The sequence below is a fragment of the Stutzerimonas kunmingensis genome (genome assembly GCF_014764705.1).
GTDB lineage: Bacteria > Pseudomonadota > Gammaproteobacteria > Pseudomonadales > Pseudomonadaceae > Stutzerimonas.
Map to the genome: position 1 here is coordinate 193281 of NZ_JACXXG010000004.1, position 18248 is coordinate 211528.

Here is an 18248-nt window from a genome sequence, read left to right on the forward strand (position 1 = left end):
AGTCGTATTTGCAGGTCGCGAACTGTAGGGGGAAGCTCAGGGCAATCGCATGAGCGGGGTACAAGGGAAGGTGAAAACGCTGCCTCATCTACCTGTAGGAGCGAACTCGTTCGCGAGTGTTGCTTTGCGGCACGGAGTTTTCGCTAAAGGCTCGCGAATAAATTCGCGCCTACAAAAGGCCCTGTTTTTCACCACATGGCGTGCTTGTCGGCAAGCCATGTGGTGATCTGACAGGCGCTTTCCGATGAGCCGTCAGAAGTTGAAGGTCACGCCCGCCAGAATCGAGCGCGGCGCGCCGGGACGGATGCCTTCCTGGATATCGGCGATGTACAGCTTGTCGGTCAGGTTGCGGCCCTGGATCCAGAGGGTGGTGTCCAGGCGTGTCGGCAGCTTGTAGCTGGCGCGTGCCGAGAGCAGGGTGTGGCTGGGCACGCGCCCGGCATCGTCCTCGTCGCCGCTGGCGGTGATCGGTCGGGTGTTTTCGATATCGGTATAAAAAGCGCCAAAGTGGCTGAGGGTGGTGCTCAGATGCCAACCGGCGGTGTGCTCCAGGCCCAGGGTCAGGCTGCCGTTGTAGCGCGGCACTTCCGGGACATCGTTGCCCTTGAGTGGGCCGTTGCTGAATTTCGCATTGGTGTAGTTCATCGCGACTTCGGCAAAGGCATTGAGCGGTGAGTCGTACCAGGCCCAGGAGTCGATTCGCGCGCCAAGATCCAGACCGTAGACCCGCGAGTCGGCGGCATTGACGAAGCGCGCATCACCGAATTCATCGACCTCTTTGCGGATCAGGGTGTCTTCGATGCGGTTGTAGAACAGCGCCATGTCGAGGCTGAGACCCTTGAGGGCGCTGCTGCGCAGGCCGATCTGGCTGTTGATGCCGGTTTCCGGGGTCAGCGGGAATTCATCACTGCGAGCCGAGGCCGGGGCATAGCCGCGGTGGATGCCGGCGTAGATCTCGCTGTTGTCGAAGCCGCTGTAAAGCAGGCTGATGCCGGGCAGCAGCAGGCTGTTGCTGTCCTTCTTGGTCACGCCTTCGTCATCGTCACCAGGGCGGAAATTGGTCTTGTTGTACTGGTTGAACGTCTCGAAGCGCAGGCCGGGGGTGATGGCCCAGTCGCCGCGGCTGATGGTGTTCTGTGCGAAGGCGGAAATGGCTTCGGCATCGTAGGTCATCAGACGGCCATCGCGGGTGTAGCCGTTTTCGCCGGCACGGGCATAGACCTCGCCACGATTGCCTTCCTTGAGTGCTTCGCCGGGACGGCCTACCGGACGGCGGTCGGCGAAGCGGTGCTTCTCGTAGCGAATGCCGGTCTGGATGCGATGATCAAGGCCAAGGGCGGAAATGCCGCCGATATCCAGCCGGCTGTCCAGGCCAAGGGTGTGGTAACGGCGATCACGGCCTTCCATCACGCCGCCTTCGTCCGGTGCGGTGCCGCGGGTCTGGAAGCGCGGGCGATCCAGTTCGGTGGCGAAGACTTTCGAGGACAGGCGAACGTCGTCGCTGATCTGGTAGTTGTGGGTCAGGTCAAGCTTGTAGTAGTCCACCGAGATGTTGTTGTACTCGCGGCCTTCGTCCAGGCGTTTCTTGCCGCGTGGGTCTTCGCGGTACTGCTGCAGCGAGAGGTTGCTTTCATCGTAGCCCTGGCTGCGTTCGCGGAAATAGGTGGCCGAGGCGGCGAGCTGGTGGCTGTCGTTGAGCTGCAGCTCGAAGCCGCCGTAAAAGTCGTCGAACTCGTGTTCTTCCACGTCGAAGGTGCCGTCGGCCTCTTTGCCGGTGTAGCTGAAGACCATGCCCAGCGGGCCTTCCGTGCGGCGGTGGCTGATGTGGCTCTGGCGCGTACTCTGGTTGCCGGCGGCCAGTTCAACACGGGTCTGTGGCTCGGCAGTTGGCCGCAGGTTGCGGAAGTTGATGATGCCGTGATTGTTCAGCGGACCATGAATGATCTGCCCGGCGCCCTTGAGCACCTCGACCTGTTCCAGGCGTTGTAGCGGCGGCGTGTAGTGGGCGCCGGAATCGAGATAGGCGCTGTTGTTGATGGGGGTGCCGTCCTCCAGCAGCAGCACCTTGCGTGAGCGCCGCGGTGGCGCGCCGCGCACGCCGATGCCCGAGCGCAGGCTGAGCACATCGTCATCGATGGTGCGCACGCCGGGGACGAAGTCGAAGGCGTCATGCAGGGTATAGGGCTTGTAGGTGTCGACGGTTTCCCTTGACAGCAGGTTGGCCGCGCCGGGTGTTCCCTGAATGCTTTCCGGAACCATGCTGCGCACGTCCAGGCTGGGCAGTTCCAGGGGGGCAGGGTCTTGTTGGGCCAGTGCAATGGCAGGCATGCACATCATCAGAGAGAGCTGAAGAAGCGTCGGGTAAGGGCGGGAGCTCATAATTGTTATGTCCTTGGTGGGCAGCTTTTCGCGACCCATGGTCGATCAGCCGGCTAGGGCCGGGAACTGACCGATGGCTCCGTTGACTTAATACTTTTGTTGGGCTTCGTTGGTGAATGCCCGCGGGAATTTTTCCCGAAAAAGGCCGGGAATAATTCCCGAAGGGAGCGCGCAGCCCCGCTGAAACATCGATGCCTTCCATATGTGGTAAACAGGTGGAAATCGACTCTTGACCCCTGTGGCGCTTGGTCTTATGGTTCGCGCCCGAACGTCCATGCTGGCAACGATCCATCCGGCTCAAGTACTGACGACGAGAGACCTCAAGGGGTTCTCGGCGACACAGCCTTGGGAAGTAGGCGAACCAAAGTGGGGAAACTGATCAGGCGTTCTTGTCAGGGCTGATGCCCTCCATCCCTCATCCGACTTTTGTTTCCCGTTTTTTGGAGTCCCACGCATGACGGTCAAGATCGAAGACTATTACCCTCGCGCCACCTTCCAGAAGATGAAGGCATTTGCCGACCAGCACGAAACCCCCTTCGTGGTGATCGACACCGAAACCATCAGCAAGGCCTATGACGACCTGCGCGCCGGTTTCGAATTCGCCAGCGTGTACTACGCGGTCAAGGCCAACCCGGCGGTCGAGATCATCGATCTGCTGCGCGACAAGGGTTCGAGCTTCGATATCGCCTCGATCTATGAACTGGACAAGGTGATGTCCCGCGGCGTTGGCCCGGAGCGCATCAGCTACGGCAACACCATCAAGAAAGCCAAGGACATCCGCTACTTTTACGACAAGGGTGTGCGCATGTTCGCCACCGACTCGGAAGCCGACCTGCGTAACATCGCCAAGGCCGCGCCGGGTTCGAAAGTCTATGTACGCATCCTCACCGAAGGCTCCACCACTGCGGACTGGCCGCTGTCGCGCAAGTTCGGCTGCCAGACCGACATGGCCATGGACCTGCTGATCCTCGCCCGTCAGCTGGGTCTTGAGCCCTACGGCATTTCCTTCCACGTCGGTTCGCAGCAGCGCGACATCTCCGTGTGGGACGCGGCGATCGCCAAGGTCAAGGTGATCTTCGAGCGTCTGAAGCAGGAAGACGGCATCGAGTTGAAGATGATCAACATGGGCGGCGGCTTCCCGGCCAACTACATCACCCGCACCAACAGCCTGGAAACCTACGCCGAGGAAATCATCCGCTTCCTCAAGGAAGACTTCGGCGACGACCTGCCGGAAATCATTCTCGAGCCGGGCCGTTCGCTGATCGCCAATGCCGGCGTGCTGGTCAGCGAAGTGGTGCTGGTGGCGCGCAAGTCGCGTACCGCCGTCGAGCGCTGGGTCTACACCGACGTCGGCATGTTCTCCGGCCTGATCGAAACCATGGGCGAGGCCATCAAGTTCCCCATCTGGACCGAGAAGAAGGGCGAGATGGAGGAAGTGGTGATCGCCGGCCCGACCTGTGACAGCGCCGACATCATGTACGAAGACTACAAGTACGGCCTGCCGCTGAACCTGGCCATCGGCGACCGCCTCTACTGGATCTCCACCGGTGCCTACACCACCAGCTACAGCGCGGTGGAATTCAACGGCTTCCCGCCGCTGAAGGCCTACTACATCTAAGCGTCACGGCTGCATCAAAGCGCCCCGCCTTCGCGGGGCGTTTCTTTTTGGCTGTGGCCAATCATGTGTTGCATCGAATGCCGGACAAGGGCGGGTGAAACCCGCCGAACGAGGCACGCCGCGCGATTCTTGCCGAGCGAGGCAAGGCCGAGAAAAATACGAAACCCCGCCGCAAGGGCAGGGTTACGTTGAGCTGCATCGGATGAGGGGACCGCGCGGGTTTCATCCGCCCTGCAGAACTGCCTCAAGTCGCCCGTTGCGTCCTGTTGGCAGCTTGCGCGGGGTTTCTGCACGTTAGAAGTCAAGTGAGGGATGATCGAGCAGGAGAGATGGCGACCGAAGCGCTGCTTGATGAAAGGGGCGGTCTGATACCGTTGAGGCTTTCGGGCGCTCGGCCCATCGAGAGGGGAGTTCCGCCGGTCCTTGTCGAACCGGCGGAGGTGTCTCGCTTCAAGGTCAGAACTTGTAGTTCATGGCTACTTCGAAGGAACGCTCAGGCCCCACGTAGATGCCCTGGCGCAAGCCGGCGATATAGCGCTTGTCTGTCAGGTTCTTCACTGCGGCCTGCAGGCCGAGTTGCTCGCTGACCTGATAACGCGAGGTCAGATCGTAGACGGTATAGGAGGACATCTTGCCGCCCCAGATTCCGCCGCCAGCTCCGGTCGGGATGTCCCTGGTGTTGGCCGGATCGCCGTACTGCTCGCCACGGTAGTGGGCCATGAGCGAAGAGCTCAACTTGCCCTGCTCGTAGTTGAGTGCGGCGTTGGCGAGGTATTTCGGCGCGTAGGGCAGACGGTTGCCATTGTACTGGCCGGTGGTGAACTCGGAGACCGGTACCCAGGTCAGGTTGGAATCCAGGCTGAAGCCGCCGCCGAGTTCCAGTCCAAGCGAGCCTTCCAGGCCGTAGTGCTTGGTCTTCCCTGTATTCGATTGCGAGAGCAGGGGATTGCTGTTGCCCGTGACGACCTGATTGTCGAAGTCCATGTAGAACGCGGTGACGTCGTACGACACCGGGCCGCTGTCGCCACGAACCCCGAACTCGTAGTTTATCGAGCGCTCGCCATCGAGCTTCTGATCGGTCAGGCCATCGAGGGCGACACCGTTCGAAGCGGGAGAGAAGGCGCGATATACGCCGCCATACAGTTGAGCTTCGGGCAGGAGTTGGTAAGTCGCGCCGATGCCCGGCAGAACTTCGGTGTTTCGAGTTGTAGCCGACGCATCATTCTGGGTTTTGACGCGACGCTCCTGCTCGTAGGATTCGATGCGCAGGCCAGGAGTGACGGCCAGCCGGTCGGTGATGACGAATCGGTTCTGCACATAGCCGGCTAGGCTCTCGGCGGTATCGATGATATGGCGATCGGTGACGCCGCTACGGTCCCGCGCGCGAGTGGCACGGACGCGGCGGTCGTCTGCTTCTTCCTTCATCATGCGAAGGCCGAACTCGGCCTCGTTGACCCAGCCGAACAGGTCATGGTCGAGCGTCAAGCGCGTCTCGAGGCCCATGCGATCGAAGGTGCGGTTGCTGCCGGTAAGGGTATCCCGATAGACCCAGCGGCCGGCTGTATTGGAAGCTCCAGTGTTTACGTCGTAGCGCCAGTAGTCGCGGGTGACCTCGCTCCAGTAGGCGAGAGTCCGGAGGGTGGCGCGGTCGTTCAGATGCCATTCGTGGTTGAGGTCGATAGCCTTGCGGTCGGTCAGGAAGTAGTCGTCCGGTGCCGGGTTGTAGGTCTTGCCGGCCCGGTAGTCGTTCAGAAACATGCCACGATAGGAGATGTTCGCATCATTCTCATGCCAGGACAGTTTCAGGCCCAGGCTGTGGTCAGGGTTGAGCGCAATGCCGGTCTTGAACATCACGTCAGTCATTTCGTAGTCGCGGTCCATGAAACCGTCGCTGCGCGCATGGGTGGCGACCAGGCCTGCGAAGGCATCGCCCGACTCACTGCGACCGCCTGCTTCCACCATCGCTTCGCGAGTGTTGAAAGAGCCGACACGGGTGGAGACCGAGACACCGTCATCAGGCGTCTTGGTGATGTAGTTGATGACGCCGCCGATGGTGGACGGGCCGTAGCGCAGGGAAGAAGAGCCTTTCAAAACCTCGACCCCCTGCATCCGCTGAATGCGGGGATTGAAGTAGCGATCATTGCCAATGAACAGGCCGGGGGCGACCGGAACGCCGTCTTCGAGGATCAAAGATTTGGCCTCGCTTGCCGAGAGACCGCGGATGCCGATATTGCTGACTACGCCCGTCTCTTCCTCTGCAATCGCGTTAATACCAGGCACGCGACGCAGCACGTCCTGAGTAGAGGAGGGTTGACTACGCTCGATCTCTTCCTTGGTGACAATCACCACTGCGCCAGTCTGGCGAGAAACGGCGTCGTCCGCGGAGCCCACCACCTGCATGGACGGCATCTCCAGCGGGCCGCTGGTCTGGGCAGTCGCTGCTACCGGGATCAGCGCTGTTGCGATAGCAACGGCTAGAGTATGGGAGCTGGTTCGAGCAAATGGCTTCATCATTCTGTCCTGAGCTTCGGTTGTTTTTCCTTGCGCCTCACAAACGGAGGGAGGAGGCATGACGCTATTTTAGAAACCTATTGAGAATTATTTCAATTACGATATCGAATTAATATCGGCTCTCAAGGGTGGCTCGATGCCGCACTTGGCCACATCGGCAGGGCCAAGAGGCGCAGGCTTGGCTTCAGCCCATCATTTGCGCGACCGACCGGTGCCGGTGGGCTGAAGCCCGCCCTACGAAACCGACAAGCGCCGCTTGCTGCCGTGTAAAAGCTTTCCGCTAGTACAGATCCCGTCGATAGCGCCCTTGCGCCGCCAGTTCGTTCAGCTGCGCCTCGCCCAGCAGTCCCGCGAGGATCTGCTGCACCTCCTGGCCCATGCCGTTCAGGCTGCCGCAGACATGGATGGCTGCGCCCTCGGAGACCCATCTGCGCAGGTCGTCGCCAGCATCGCGCAGTGCGTGCTGCACGTAGCGTTTCTCGGCCTGGTCGCGCGAGAAGGCCAGGTCCAGGCGTTGCAGGTGGCCGCAGGCGAGCCACTGCTGCAGTTCGTCGGCGAAGAACAGGTCGTGCGCGACGTGGCGTTCGCCGAACAGCAGCCAGTTGCGCGAGCCGGGAGTCATTGCGCGTTCACGTAGGTGGGCGCGCAGCCCGGCCAGGCCGGTGCCGTTGCCGATCAGCACCAGCGGCGTCGCGGCGGTCGGGCCGTGGAAGCCCGGGTTGCTGCGGATGCGCAGCGCGATCGGCGCACCAACTGGCGCGTGGCGGCACAGCCAGCCGGAGCCGAGACCCAGGCCGCCGTCCGGGTGACGGGCCTCGCGTACCAGCAGTTCGAGTGCGCCGTCGGCGGCAACCGAGGCGATGGAGTATTCGCGGTGCGCCAGCCGGGGCAGGGCGAGCAGCGCATCGATATCCAGGCCGCGCAGGACTTCTTCGACCGGCAGGCGACGTGTGCAGAGGATGTCCAGCAGGCTTTCGCCGGCGATCCGCTGCTGCGGGTCGTGGCCGAGCCGGCGCAACAGCCCTTCGACAGGGCCGCGCGGATGCCGAGGGCCGACCTCGGCGATATCGCCGGCGCGCCAGTGTGGCGCCTCGTCCAGCGGTTCGAGCCTGAGGTGGCAGACCGGCGCGCCGCTGCTGCCGGGGTTGAGCACGGTTCGCCCGGCGAGTCGCCAGGCCTGATAGGGAGCCGGTTGCCAATCGCTGAACGCGTTGTGGCCGCTCAGTTGGCCGAGCTGCTGTTGCCAGTGGCGCAGGGTGCCGGCGTCCAGCCGGTCCGCGTCCAGGCGATCGAACAGCGGCTCGGCGCCGCGGCTGCGCAGCGCCTGGTCCAGGCGCCGGCCGAAGGCGCAATAGTGCGGGTACTGGCTGTCGCCCAGCGCCAGCATGGCGTACTGCAGCCCGCGCAAGTCGGCATCTGACGCCAGCAGGTGCCTTTCGAAGCGCGCCGCGTTGTCCGGCGCCTCCCCTGCGCCGTAGGTGCTGGCGACAAACAGCAGTCGTCCCGCGTCGGCCAGTGTCGCCGGGTCCAGTTCGTTGAGGGGGCGCGTGGCGCAGCTCATGCCGGCTTCGGCCAGTTGCCTGGCGCTGCGCTCGGCCAGTTCGCCGGCCTGGCCGCCCTGGCTGGCGTAGGCGATCAGCAGGGCGGGCGGCTCCGTCGTCTCGGCAGATCGGGCGCGGCCAGGTCGCCAGACCAGCAGGCAGAGCGCGAGATAGCCGAGCACGACCGCGGCCGCCGAGACTTCACGAGGCGGCTGCCAATGCAGCAGCGCCGCGGCGAGCGCCAGGCAGGCGAACAGGAACAGGTAAAGGTGCGGACGCGTGGCCAGAGGCGATGGCAAGGTGGGGCTCCAGCGAAGGCAAGAAGGCCCGGCCGGTTTCCGGGCGCAGGCCTGACGAGGAACCGGCAGGGCGCCTGCCGGTTCGGTTCAGCGCTGCCCGCTCCTCACTGCGCCAGCACTTCGAGGGTCGCGCTGTAGCTGGCGCGGCGCTCGGTGGCCGGCTTGCTCACGCCCTGGTCGGTTGTGAGTTCGGCTTGCAGCCAGTACATCCCGGCTTCCGGCCAGGTGATGCTGGCCTTGCCCCCGGCATCGGTACGGGTCCTGATCGCGCCCAGCTCGTCGCGATAGCGGTTGCCGCCCGGGATCACGCTGATCTCGACATCCGCGGCCGGCTTGCCATCGAGCAGAAAGACGAACTTGGCCGCCTCGCCGGCGAACAGGTCGTTGGGGTGGGTGACGGGCTTGAGCTCCAGGCCCTGGCCGGTCGGTGCGAGTACGTCGGTGCTGGGCGCACCTGAGGTGACGAACAGTTCCATGCGGTTGCTGGTCTGGCTGACCTTGAGCCCTTCGGCCTTCGCCGGGACGTCCTTGGCGAAGCTTTCCGCGGTGCCCATCCAACGGCGCGGCTGGCCGTTTTCCTTCCAGCTGGCGAACAGGCCATTGTTGGCCACGGCCAGCTTGTAGGTGCCTTTCTGGCTCAGCTGTACATCGAAGGTGCTGCGGTAGCGGCCGATGGCGCCGTTCTGTGCCGCGACCTTGGAACCATCCGGCGCAATGATCTGCAGTTCCGGCACCGGTCGCCCGCGCACGCCCGGCGGACCGCCTGCCGGGGCCTGGGCTGCCTCGCCGATGCCCTTGAGGCGCATCGGCACATGTTCGAAATAGAACAGGTCATTGGAAACGGCGGCGTCGACGGTGATCCAAGGCTCTTCGCCGGAGAGCACGGTAGCCGAAGGCAGCATCCAGGCGCGGTGGGCCTGGGCCGACAGCGGCAGGCAGATGGCGAGCGCCAGGGCGGTCCATTTGATGACGGGTTTCATCGCGTGTTTCCTGTTCATGGGGTCAGCTTGAGGGTGATGGCGCCCAGCTCGCTCTTGCCCTGGGCTTGGTGTTCGGCGTTCTGCTGGGGCGGCCAGCTGAATGGCACGCGCAGCAGCTCACGGCCGCCGACCTCTCGAGCGGCTTCGACCACCACGCGGTACTCGCCGGCCTTCAGCGTCTTGAACGGTGCCTGCTGGTCGGAGAACTGCAGGCTGTGACTGCCCACGGCACGGGTCGCACCGCTGACGCCATCGACCGGCATTTCCAGGCTGCGGCCGCTTCGGCGCCACCACTGGCGCAGATCCTTGAGCCACTTTTCGCCTTCCTTGTCCTTGAGCTTGGTGTCGTACCACACCGCCAGATTGGCGACATGGCTCTGGTCCGGTCGCTCGAGCCAGATGGCGACATAGGGGCGGTGGTACTCGGCGACATCCAGACGCGGGATTTCCACGTCCAGCTGCAGGTCCGCCGCGTATAGCGGGGTGCTAAGCAGGGCGAGGGGGAACAACAGGCGTTTACGCATGAGCAGTCCTTAATGAATGAAGAGCAGCGCCAGTAGCAGCGGAATCACCAGCCCCAGGCCAACCAGTGGCCAGGTGCCGGGGCGATTGCCGGCATGGCGTTGCAGGAGCAGCAGGCCGGTGAGGCTGAACACCACGCAGGCAACGGCGAACAGATCGATGAACCAGCTCCAGGCTTCGCCGCTGTGACGGCCCTTGTGCAGGTCGTTGAAGTAGGCGATCCAGCCGCGATCGGTCGACTCGTATTCCAGCTCGCCGCTTTCCAGGCTCAGACTCAGCCAGGCATCGCCGCCAGGACGGGGCAGGGCGACGTAGAGTTCGCCATCGCTCCACTCGGCTTCGCGACCGGCCAGCTGCACGTCCAGGGTCTGTTCCAGCCATCGCTGCAGGTCAGCTGGCAGACCGTCCTCCGGAGTGTCGGCCTGCAGGCTGTTGAGCAGCCGCTCGGGCAGCTGCCCTTCGCGGGTTTCCACCAGCGGTTTGCTCTCGATTTGCCCGGCGTGGTTCAGCGTGATGCCGGTGACCGCAAACAGCAGCATGCCGACCAGGCACAGCGCGGAGCTGATCCAGTGCCATTGACGCAGAGTGCCGAGCCAGATATGCATGGTGGTCCTTGGCGTATGGGAGGGTGGGCGAATTCTAGGGCGACTGACGCGGCGATGCTAAAGATTTACAAACAGCATACATTCGCGTTTTTCATGATCCGTATGGGCGAGAAACAACAGAGCCGGGATGATCCCGGCTCTGTTGTGTCGCCTTCAGGTCAGAAGGTCAGGTTGGCTGACAGCCACAGGCGGCGGCCTTCTTCCACGATACCGGTGGTGGCGGCGCCGGAGTGGCTGTAGTCGGTGCCGTAGGCCGTGCCGTTTGCGCTCCCGCCATTGGAGTAGGTGGTGTAGGCCTTGCCGTCGACGAAGTCCTTGTCGAAGAGGTTGTAGATCGTCGCGTTGAGCGTCAGGTTCTCCGTAGCCCGATACGACCCGCCCAGGTGAAACAGTGTGTATGCCTTGGCGTTCTTGCCCAGCGTGTCGTAGATCGACTGGCTGGTGGAGTAGCTGCCGTTGGCGTTAGCGAGATTCTCGTAGCTGGAGGTGAAGCGCGCGCGCTCACCGCGGTACTCGCTCTTCAGCCACAGGCCCAGACGGTCGGTGGTCTGCCAGTCGAGTTTGGCGTTGGCCAGGTGTTCGGGCGTGTTGGTCAGCGGCTCTCCCTGGTTATCGCCACTCTTCTGCTCGCTGTCGGTGTAGGTGTAGTTGGCGCTCAGTTTCCAGGCTGGTGCGAACTGCCAGCTGCCAGCCAGCTCCAGGCCACGGGTCACCGCTTCGTCGACGTTGATCTGCTGCGAGCAGGTGCCGTTGTTGTTGCCTGCGCACAGTGGATCGGTGATCGGGTCGCCGCTGGCGATCTTGTCCTTGAACTTGTTGTGGAACAGCGTGGCGTTGGCGCTGAAGCCGGTCAGGCTGTCGAAATAGGCACCGATCTCGGTACTGGTGGTCGTTTCGGGGTCCAGGTCCGGGTTGCCGATGGTGATGATGGAGCCCTGGCCGGTTACGCCATTGATGCCGCCGTGCAGGTCGTTCAGGTCCGGCGTCTTGTAGCCCTTGCTGATGCCGCCCTTGAGCGTCCAGCTATCGGTGGTGTTCCAGACCAGGTAAGCCCGCGGGCTGACATGTCCACCAAAGGACTCGTGGTCGTCATAGCGGGCGCCCAGAGTCAGGGCCAGATCATCGCGCAGGCGCCACTCATCTTCGGCAAACAGTGCCCAGGTCTTCTGCTCGAATTCCGTCTGGGCGATGCCATCGGTCATTTCGGCTTTCCACCATTGGCCGCCTACGGTGGCGATGTGCGATTCGCCGATCGGGGCAACCAGCTTGGTGTCGAAGACCAGGTTGGTGGTTTCCAGCTCGCGATCGTCCCCGCCGATTGCCCCGGGTACGGCGGTCGGCGCACCGATGGTGCCGGGAATGGTCCGGCCAAAGGTTTCGGTGGTGTTGTGCATCAGGCTGGAATCCAGCGTGCCGAAGCCGAGGCGACCGGTGTGGGTCAGGGCGATCTGTTCGCGCTCGAAGCGAAGCTCGTCGTCATAGCCGTTCGCTGCGGTATCCAGTGCGGTACAAGCCCTGTTCAAGCCGTCGAGGGTGCCGAGCTGGCATTCGTCGTTGTTGTATGCCTGCCGTCCACGCTCGATATCCAGCGCGAAGTCATGGTCCTGATGCGGGGTCAGAGCCAGGCGGGCGCCGATGTTCTGGTTGCGACCATCGACGGGCGAGGGGCCGCGCTTGCTGACATCAATGCCATTGCCGTAGCTAAGGTCCGACTCCTGGCGATCGAACAGGCTGCCGCGGACCTGCAGGCCGAGCAGGCCGTCGATCAGCGGACCACTGGCGTAGACACTGGTGTTGCGGGTGTCGCCGAAGTCGCGATCTTGCTGGTAGGTGTAATCCTGTGTCACCGAGCCGGTCCACTCCTTGCCGAACTTGCGGGTGATGATGTTGATTACCCCGCCCATGGCGTCGGAGCCGTAGAGCGTCGACATCGGGCCACGGATCACTTCGATGCGCTCGATGGCCGACAGCGGCGGCATGAAGCTGGTGGAGGTTTCGTTGAAGCCGTTTGGCGTGACATTGCCTGCGGCGTTCTGCCGACGGCCGTCGATGAGGATCAGGGTGTACTGGCTGGGCATGCCGCGAATGCTGATGTTGAGCCCGCCGGTCTTGCCGGTGCCCTGGCCGATGTCGATGCCTTCCACGTCGCCCAGTGCCTGCGCCAGGTTGTTGTAGCGCTTCTGCTGCAGGGCTTCACGGCTGATGACGCTGATGCTGGCCGGTGCTTCGGTGATCTTCTGTTCGAAGCCGGAGGCGCTGACGACCGTGTCGTTGAGCGTGACAGGCGCGTTCTGGGCGAGAGCCGTCCAGCTGCAGCCGATCATGGCGCAGGATAGGGCGGTACGTGCGAAGGGGATAGACATGCGGGCTCCTTGTAGCCGTCTCTTTGGCGCCCGCATGATAATCATTCGTAAACGAGAATTTAGACTTTACTGCATTGGTTTCTCATCTGTGTCGTCAAATCGGTTGCCAGCCCTTGCACAGCGCGGGCTGGCTATTTGTAAGCGAATATTTAGAAGTGGTTCGAACGGTCAGTTTCGGTCACGGCATCTGGACTTCGATGACGCCGTCGGCGTTGATCGTGACCTGGCGAGTGCCCGCTTCGATTTCGGGGATGGGTGCCGATTCCATCATGTCCATCTTCATCGCGCTGCTGCGCATGACAGGTTGAAATCCGCCGCCGTTGAGGTTGAGGCTCACCAGCTTGTAACCGCTGCCGCCGAGCGCTTCGGTCGCGAGTTGGGCGCGCGCCTGGAACGCGGCGACCGCCTCCTTGAGCAGGGCGTCCTCGTTCTGCTTGCGTATCGGGTCGGAGACACTGAAGTGCATGCTGCTCATCTTCAGGCTCTTCATCAGCTCGGCGGTCAGCTTCGACAGGCTGGCAAAGTTGCCGCTCTCCAGGCGCAGCTCGGCACGCTCCCGCCAGCCGGAGATCTGCTGGCCCTTGTCGTCATAGACTGGATAGCTGTTGCGGCTGCCTTGGCTGACGATCACATCCTTGCTCTGCCGAGCGGTCTCCAGCGCCTGGTTCAGCGCGCGGGTGGTCTCTGCCGCGAGCTGGGCGGGGTCGTTGTGTTGTGCTTCGCTGTAGAGCGTGACGTGCATGCGGTCATGGGCCACTTCGCTGCTGACCTCGGCGCGCAGGGCGACCTGGTTGTAGCGTGGTTCCTCGGCCATGGCGGGCAGGATGACGAGGCTGGTGATCAGCGCCATGAGGGCTGCGCTGCGGAAGAGAGTTGGCTGCATAACGGATCCTTGGCATGTGCACCGGCCGGTGCGATAGCGCAAGACTCTACCTGCGCCGGTGAATGTATGCAGCTGCCCGTGCGTCGAGTTGCCGCATTTCGGTTTGGCCGCCAGACGGCTTGGTTATACTCCGCCGAATTCTTGGAGACTCCATGTACACATCCGTCCCGCTGCTATCTGCCAGCCGGCAGAACCTTCGGCTTCTGACCCTTATTCGCATCGTGGTGCTGGCTGCACAGTCCGGCGCCGTGGGCGTGGCTTACGCGACGCAGATGCTGACGCTGCCTTGGCTGGCGCTGGGCATCACGCTGGCCGTGTCGGCGGTGCTCTGTCTGGGTACGGCACTGCGTTTGCGCGGCCCCTGGCCCGTCACCGAGCTGGAATACGCCGTGCATCTGGGCTGCGACCTGATGATCCACAGCGCGCTGCTGTACTACTCCGGCGGCTCGACCAATCCGTTCGTGTCCTACTACCTGGTGCCGCTGACCATCGCTGCGGCAACCCTGCCGTGGCTTTATTCCATCGTGCTTTCCGGCCTGGCGCTGCTGGGTTACACGCTGATGCTGGTCTGGTACGACCCGCTCACCCTGCCACCCTTCGAGCGGGCGACGCTGCAGGTTTACGGCATGTGGCTGAGTTTCGCGCTGGCGGCCGCGCTGATCACTTTCTTCGTCGCGCGCATGGCCGAACAGCTGCGCCGACAGGAACAGCAGCAGGCCCAGCGCCGCGAGGAGAGCATGCGTGACCAGCAACTGCTCGCCGTGGCCACCCAGGCCGCTGGCGCCGCTCATGAACTGGGCACGCCGCTGGCAACCATGAGCGTGCTGCTCAAGGAGTTGCGCCAGGAATACAAGGACCCGCAGCTGAGCGAGGATCTCGGCCTGCTGCAGTCGCAGGTCCAGCTCTGCAAGGAGAGCCTGCGTCAACTGGTCCGCGCCGCCGAGGCAGACCGGCGCCAGGCGGTCGTCGAGCAGACCGCACGCGAATGGGTCGACTCGGTCCTGCAGCGCTGGCACCTGATGCGTCCAGAGGCAACATTCCGCTTCCAGTGCGTCGGCCTTGGCAGTGCGCCGAAGCTGATGCCGCCGGCGGACCTCAGCCAGTCGCTGCTCAACCTGTTGAATAACGCCACCGATGCCAGTCCCGAGGATCTGGAAATACGCCTGGACTGGGATCCGCAGTGGATCAAGCTGACCATCCGTGACCACGGCGCCGGTGTTCCGCTGGCGATCGCCGAGCAGATCGGCAGACCCTTTATCACGACCAAGGGCAAGGGTTTCGGCCTTGGTCTGTTTCTCAGTCAGGCCAGCGTCACGCGCGCTGGCGGCACGGTGAAGCTCTACAATCACGAAGAAGGTGGCACACTGACCGAACTGCGCCTACCGCATGGTTCGGTACGCGCCTGATCCTGATCGTGACCAATGCGAGGAATGCACAGATGACCGACGAGTTGCAGCAAGAGGGTGAAGAACAACCTCACCTGCTGTTGGTGGATGACGATCCGACGTTCACCCGGGTAATGGCGCGCGCCATGAGTCGCCGGGGCCTGCAGGTCAGCATTGCTGGTTCTGCCGAGGAGGGCCTGGCCCTGGCCAAGCAGGATATTCCTGACTACGCAGTGCTCGACCTTAAGATGGAAGGCGATTCGGGCCTGGTGCTGCTGCCCAAGTTGCTCGAGCTGGACCCCGAGATGCGGGTGTTGATCCTGACCGGTTACTCGAGCATCGCCACAGCGGTTGAAGCGATCAAGCGCGGCGCCTGCAATTACCTGTGCAAGCCTGCCGATGCCGACGACGTGCTGGCGGCATTGTTGTCGCAGCATGCCGATCTCGACAGCCTGGTGCCGGAAAATCCCATGTCGGTCGATCGCCTGCAGTGGGAGCATATCCAGCGGGTGCTCAGTGAGCACGACGGCAATATCTCCGCTACCGCCCGTGCCCTGGGCATGCATCGACGGACCTTGCAGCGCAAGCTACAGAAACGTCCGGTGCGACGCTAACCGGCGTCATCGTCTCGCGGGGGCGGCGTTGTCATCACACGGCGCCCGAGCCCTCGCGTAACGCATGCTTTATGCTTGCGAGCTTTGTAGTTGCAGGCGTCTTCCATGCTCCCCCTCGTACTGCAAACCCTGAGCGTCACTGCGCCGGTGTTTGCCATGTTGTTTCTCGGTGTCGCGCTCAAGCGCCTCGGCTGGATCGACGCTGCGTTCGTGTATACGGCTTCGGCGCTGGTGTTCAGGGGCACCATGCCGACGCTGCTGTTCATCTCCATCATCAAGGCCGATCTGACAGCGGCGCTGCAGCCGGCACTGCTGCTCTATTTCGTGCTCGCCACAATTGCGACATTCATCGTGGCCTGGGTCTGGGCCTTGTGGCGTTGCCCGGCATCCGATCGCGGCGTGTACGTGCAGGGCGCTTTTCGTGGCAACAACGGCATCGTCGGTCTGGCGCTGGCCAGCAGCCTCTACGGTGACTACGGCCTGTCCGTTGGCGGTGTGCTCGCCGGGGTGGTGATTCTGGTCTACAACAGCCTCTCGGCGATGGTGCTAGCCATCTACAGCCCCGATGGGCAGGTCGGTCCGAAGGAAATTTTGCTCAGCATCCTGCGTAATCCGCTGATCATTGGTGTGGTCGCGGCCGTGCCCTTCGCCTATTGGCAGATTGACTTGCCGGGCTGGCTGATGACCTCGGGCCAGTACTTTGCGCAGATGACCTTGCCACTGGCGCTCATCTGCATCGGCGCCACGCTGTCATTGGATGCGTTGCGCAAGAGCAGCGGCAGTGCGCTCAGTTCGAGCCTGATGAAGATGGTCTGGCTGCCGGCACTCGCGACCCTGGGTGCTTGGGCCTACGGCTTTCGCGATGCGGAGCTGGGTATCCTGTTTCTCTACTTTGCCAGCCCAACTGCGGCGGCGAGTTTCGTCATGGCGCGCGCGGTCAATTCCAATCATCAGCTGGCCGCGACCATCATTGTCATCACGACGCTGATGGCAGCGCTGAGCATCAACGCCGGGCTGTTTCTGCTGGGCTGGCTGGGCTGGATCTAGTCGAGACCTTGGCTGCGATTCGCCGCGCCGTTCGTCGCCAATGCGGCTCTCAGCTTAAGAATCGCGGCGCGATGGTCGTAATCGGTCATCAGGCCTCAGAAAAAAAAGTGCGTTTGCGTCAAATTGCCCTGGACGTTCAACGGCTTGCCTGGCGAGGCGGCCGCTCCGTGTTCTAGGGAATCTCTCATGGCATTTTTCACACCTTCGAGCCGCTCGCTGACGCGTGACGACATACGCGTGGTGAACCTGCGGCGCCTTGCGGTTCCGGGTTTTGCGCTGTTGCTGGTGCTGAGTCTGGGAAGCTTTGCCGGCGGTGTCTGGCTTGGCAGCGATCTGCGCACGCCGAACCTGGCCATGCATCAGGGTGATGTACCCGTCGAGGATGAGGACCGCTTTGCCATCGCCCGCGTCGGCGAGGTGGTCGGCCGGTTGAAAACTCTCGAATCCGATCTGCTCGCCCTGCAGCAGATGATGGATCAACAGCGTGTTCTGCATGGCCAGCTGTCGGCGCTGGACCCGACGCTGCTGCCCGTGCTGGTGCCGGCACGCACGGCCGGCGCAGGGCAGGGCGGCGCGCTGTTGCCGCCTCGGGGTTGTTCGGGGGAGCTGCTGGTCGATGCCGAGCGGCTGAGCCTTGCCGACCTGCAGCACAGCGAGACCTCTGCTCGCTGCATGCGGGTGATGCTGGACGGGCTGATGCAACAAGTGGCCGAGCGCAACGCGGCGCTCATGGCGATTCCGTCACGGCGACCGGTAGGCGAGGCACGGCTGGGCTCGGCTTTCGGCAATCGCGTCGACCCCTTCCGCAAGAAACTGGCGTTCCATTCCGGGGTGGACTTCGCGTTGCGCAGCGGCTCCGACGTGGTCGCTGCGGCGGGAGGCCGGGTGCGCTTCGCCGGCTACCGAGGTGCCTACGGCAAACTGGTGGAGATCGACCATGGCAATCGCCTGGTCACGCGCTATGCCCACCTGTCGCGACTGGATGTTCGCCAGGGTGAGGTCGTCACGCCGGCACAGCGTATCGGTGCGGTGGGTTCGACAGGCCGATCCACTGGTTCTCATCTGCATTTCGAGGTGCTGCACAAGGGGCGCTTCGTCGACCCGCAGCGGTTCCTGGCCCTGGGTGATCTGGAGCGTGACAGCGATGGCCTGGCTGAGGACTAAACGCCCTTCCACGCGCGAGTTGCTACGCGCCGAGCACCGACTGCAAGCCGCGCGCAGCGCGCGCAGCGGACGTTGGCTGATCTTTGGACTGCTCTGTGTGATCGGCGCGCTGCTGTACCTGCGCAACCACGAGCAGGTGGCTCATGCACGGCAGGTTGAGGCGCTGACGCAGGACAGCCAGGCACTCAGGGCCGCGCTTGGGCAGAGCCGGTTGAAGCGCCAGGAAATCCAGGCCACCGAAGAGCAATTGCTAAGGCGTATAGCCACTCTCTCAGCGCAGGTCGAGCGGCTGCAGACCGATCTGGCGTTCTTCCGTCAGCAGAAGAAGGCCCGTTAA

The 18248-nt window shown here is 63.2% G+C and carries 14 protein-coding genes; 6 read left to right on the plus strand and 8 right to left on the minus strand.

Annotated elements, in window-relative coordinates; genetic code table 11:
- Window positions 1–252: 252 nt before the first annotated feature.
- Window positions 253–2379 (minus strand): TonB-dependent receptor family protein, encoded by a 2127-nt coding sequence (locus tag IEG05_RS05800; protein WP_191121752.1) that lies wholly within the window; start codon window positions 2377–2379, stop codon window positions 253–255.
- Between the two features lie 454 nt (window positions 2380–2833).
- On the opposite strand from IEG05_RS05800, the gene IEG05_RS05805 reads away from it, so the two are divergent.
- The gene (locus IEG05_RS05805; RefSeq protein ID WP_191121753.1) at window positions 2834–3997 is read left to right on the plus strand and encodes a type III PLP-dependent enzyme; all 1164 of its coding nucleotides are present in this window, start codon (window positions 2834–2836) and stop codon (window positions 3995–3997) included.
- A gap of 456 nt (window positions 3998–4453) precedes the next feature.
- Here IEG05_RS05805 and IEG05_RS05810 read toward each other — a convergent pair whose 3' ends face one another.
- From IEG05_RS05810 to IEG05_RS05840, 7 genes are all read right to left on the minus strand, one after another.
- Window positions 4454–6508, minus strand: coding sequence for a TonB-dependent receptor family protein (locus IEG05_RS05810; protein WP_191121754.1), 2055 nt, complete (start codon window positions 6506–6508; stop codon window positions 4454–4456).
- A gap of 280 nt (window positions 6509–6788) precedes the next feature.
- On the minus strand, window positions 6789–8348 hold the full coding sequence (locus IEG05_RS05815; RefSeq protein ID WP_224742700.1) for a sulfite reductase subunit alpha: 1560 nt from the start codon (window positions 8346–8348) through the stop codon (window positions 6789–6791).
- A gap of 104 nt (window positions 8349–8452) precedes the next feature.
- Window positions 8453–9328 carry a DUF4198 domain-containing protein gene (locus IEG05_RS05820; RefSeq protein ID WP_191121755.1) on the minus strand — a complete coding sequence of 292 codons (876 nt, stop codon included), beginning with the start codon at window positions 9326–9328 and terminating at the stop codon, window positions 8453–8455.
- Between the two features lie 14 nt (window positions 9329–9342).
- Entirely contained in the window at window positions 9343–9852 is a 510-nt protein-coding gene (locus IEG05_RS05825) for a DUF2271 domain-containing protein (RefSeq protein WP_191121756.1), read from the minus strand.
- A 9-nt stretch (window positions 9853–9861) separates the two neighbouring features.
- A complete protein-coding gene (locus tag IEG05_RS05830; protein ID WP_191121757.1) occupies window positions 9862–10455 on the minus strand; it encodes a PepSY-associated TM helix domain-containing protein in 594 nt (197 codons plus the stop codon).
- A gap of 158 nt (window positions 10456–10613) precedes the next feature.
- Window positions 10614–12818 carry a TonB-dependent receptor domain-containing protein gene (locus IEG05_RS05835; protein ID WP_191121758.1) on the minus strand — a complete coding sequence of 735 codons (2205 nt, stop codon included), beginning with the start codon at window positions 12816–12818 and terminating at the stop codon, window positions 10614–10616.
- A gap of 178 nt (window positions 12819–12996) precedes the next feature.
- Window positions 12997–13701, minus strand: coding sequence for an SIMPL domain-containing protein (locus IEG05_RS05840; protein ID WP_191121759.1), 705 nt, complete (start codon window positions 13699–13701; stop codon window positions 12997–12999).
- A gap of 152 nt (window positions 13702–13853) precedes the next feature.
- On the opposite strand from IEG05_RS05840, the gene IEG05_RS05845 reads away from it, so the two are divergent.
- The 5 genes from IEG05_RS05845 (at window position 13854) to IEG05_RS05865 (ending at window position 18248) form a co-directional block, all read left to right on the plus strand.
- Entirely contained in the window at window positions 13854–15107 is a 1254-nt protein-coding gene (locus IEG05_RS05845) for an ATP-binding protein (RefSeq protein ID WP_003302234.1), read from the plus strand.
- 32 nt (window positions 15108–15139) lie between these two features.
- Window positions 15140–15700, plus strand: a complete 561-nt coding sequence (locus tag IEG05_RS05850; protein WP_014821408.1) for a response regulator transcription factor — start codon at window positions 15140–15142, stop codon at window positions 15698–15700.
- 105 nt (window positions 15701–15805) lie between these two features.
- Window positions 15806–16747 (plus strand): AEC family transporter, encoded by a 942-nt coding sequence (locus IEG05_RS05855; protein WP_023445931.1) that lies wholly within the window; start codon window positions 15806–15808, stop codon window positions 16745–16747.
- Window positions 16748–16933: 186 nt separating this feature from the next.
- A complete protein-coding gene (locus IEG05_RS05860; RefSeq protein WP_023445930.1) occupies window positions 16934–17911 on the plus strand; it encodes a M23 family metallopeptidase in 978 nt (325 codons plus the stop codon).
- Window positions 17892–18248 (plus strand): hypothetical protein, encoded by a 357-nt coding sequence (locus IEG05_RS05865; protein ID WP_014821405.1) that lies wholly within the window; start codon window positions 17892–17894, stop codon window positions 18246–18248. The genes IEG05_RS05860 and IEG05_RS05865 overlap by 20 nt, the downstream gene beginning before the upstream one ends.

Excerpts from the sequence above, each read along its gene's own strand:
- IEG05_RS05865 (WP_014821405.1), top strand. The coding sequence starts at position 17,892 with ATGGCCTGGCTGAGGACTAAACGCCCTTCCACGCGCGAGTTGCTACGC.
- IEG05_RS05845 (WP_003302234.1), top strand. The coding sequence starts at position 13,854 with ATGTACACATCCGTCCCGCTGCTATCTGCCAGCCGGCAGAACCTTCGG.
- IEG05_RS05805 (WP_191121753.1), top strand. The coding sequence starts at position 2,834 with ATGACGGTCAAGATCGAAGACTATTACCCTCGCGCCACCTTCCAGAAG.
- IEG05_RS05860 (WP_023445930.1), top strand. The coding sequence starts at position 16,934 with ATGGCATTTTTCACACCTTCGAGCCGCTCGCTGACGCGTGACGACATA.
- IEG05_RS05825 (WP_191121756.1), bottom strand. The coding sequence starts at position 9,852 with ATGCGTAAACGCCTGTTGTTCCCCCTCGCCCTGCTTAGCACCCCGCTA.
- IEG05_RS05820 (WP_191121755.1), bottom strand. The coding sequence starts at position 9,328 with ATGAAACCCGTCATCAAATGGACCGCCCTGGCGCTCGCCATCTGCCTG.
- IEG05_RS05840 (WP_191121759.1), bottom strand. The coding sequence starts at position 13,701 with ATGCAGCCAACTCTCTTCCGCAGCGCAGCCCTCATGGCGCTGATCACC.
- IEG05_RS05800 (WP_191121752.1), bottom strand. The coding sequence starts at position 2,379 with ATGAGCTCCCGCCCTTACCCGACGCTTCTTCAGCTCTCTCTGATGATG.
- IEG05_RS05835 (WP_191121758.1), bottom strand. The coding sequence starts at position 12,818 with ATGTCTATCCCCTTCGCACGTACCGCCCTATCCTGCGCCATGATCGGC.
- IEG05_RS05830 (WP_191121757.1), bottom strand. The coding sequence starts at position 10,455 with ATGCATATCTGGCTCGGCACTCTGCGTCAATGGCACTGGATCAGCTCC.
- IEG05_RS05855 (WP_023445931.1), top strand. The coding sequence starts at position 15,806 with ATGCTCCCCCTCGTACTGCAAACCCTGAGCGTCACTGCGCCGGTGTTT.
- IEG05_RS05810 (WP_191121754.1), bottom strand. The coding sequence starts at position 6,508 with ATGAAGCCATTTGCTCGAACCAGCTCCCATACTCTAGCCGTTGCTATC.
- IEG05_RS05850 (WP_014821408.1), top strand. The coding sequence starts at position 15,140 with ATGACCGACGAGTTGCAGCAAGAGGGTGAAGAACAACCTCACCTGCTG.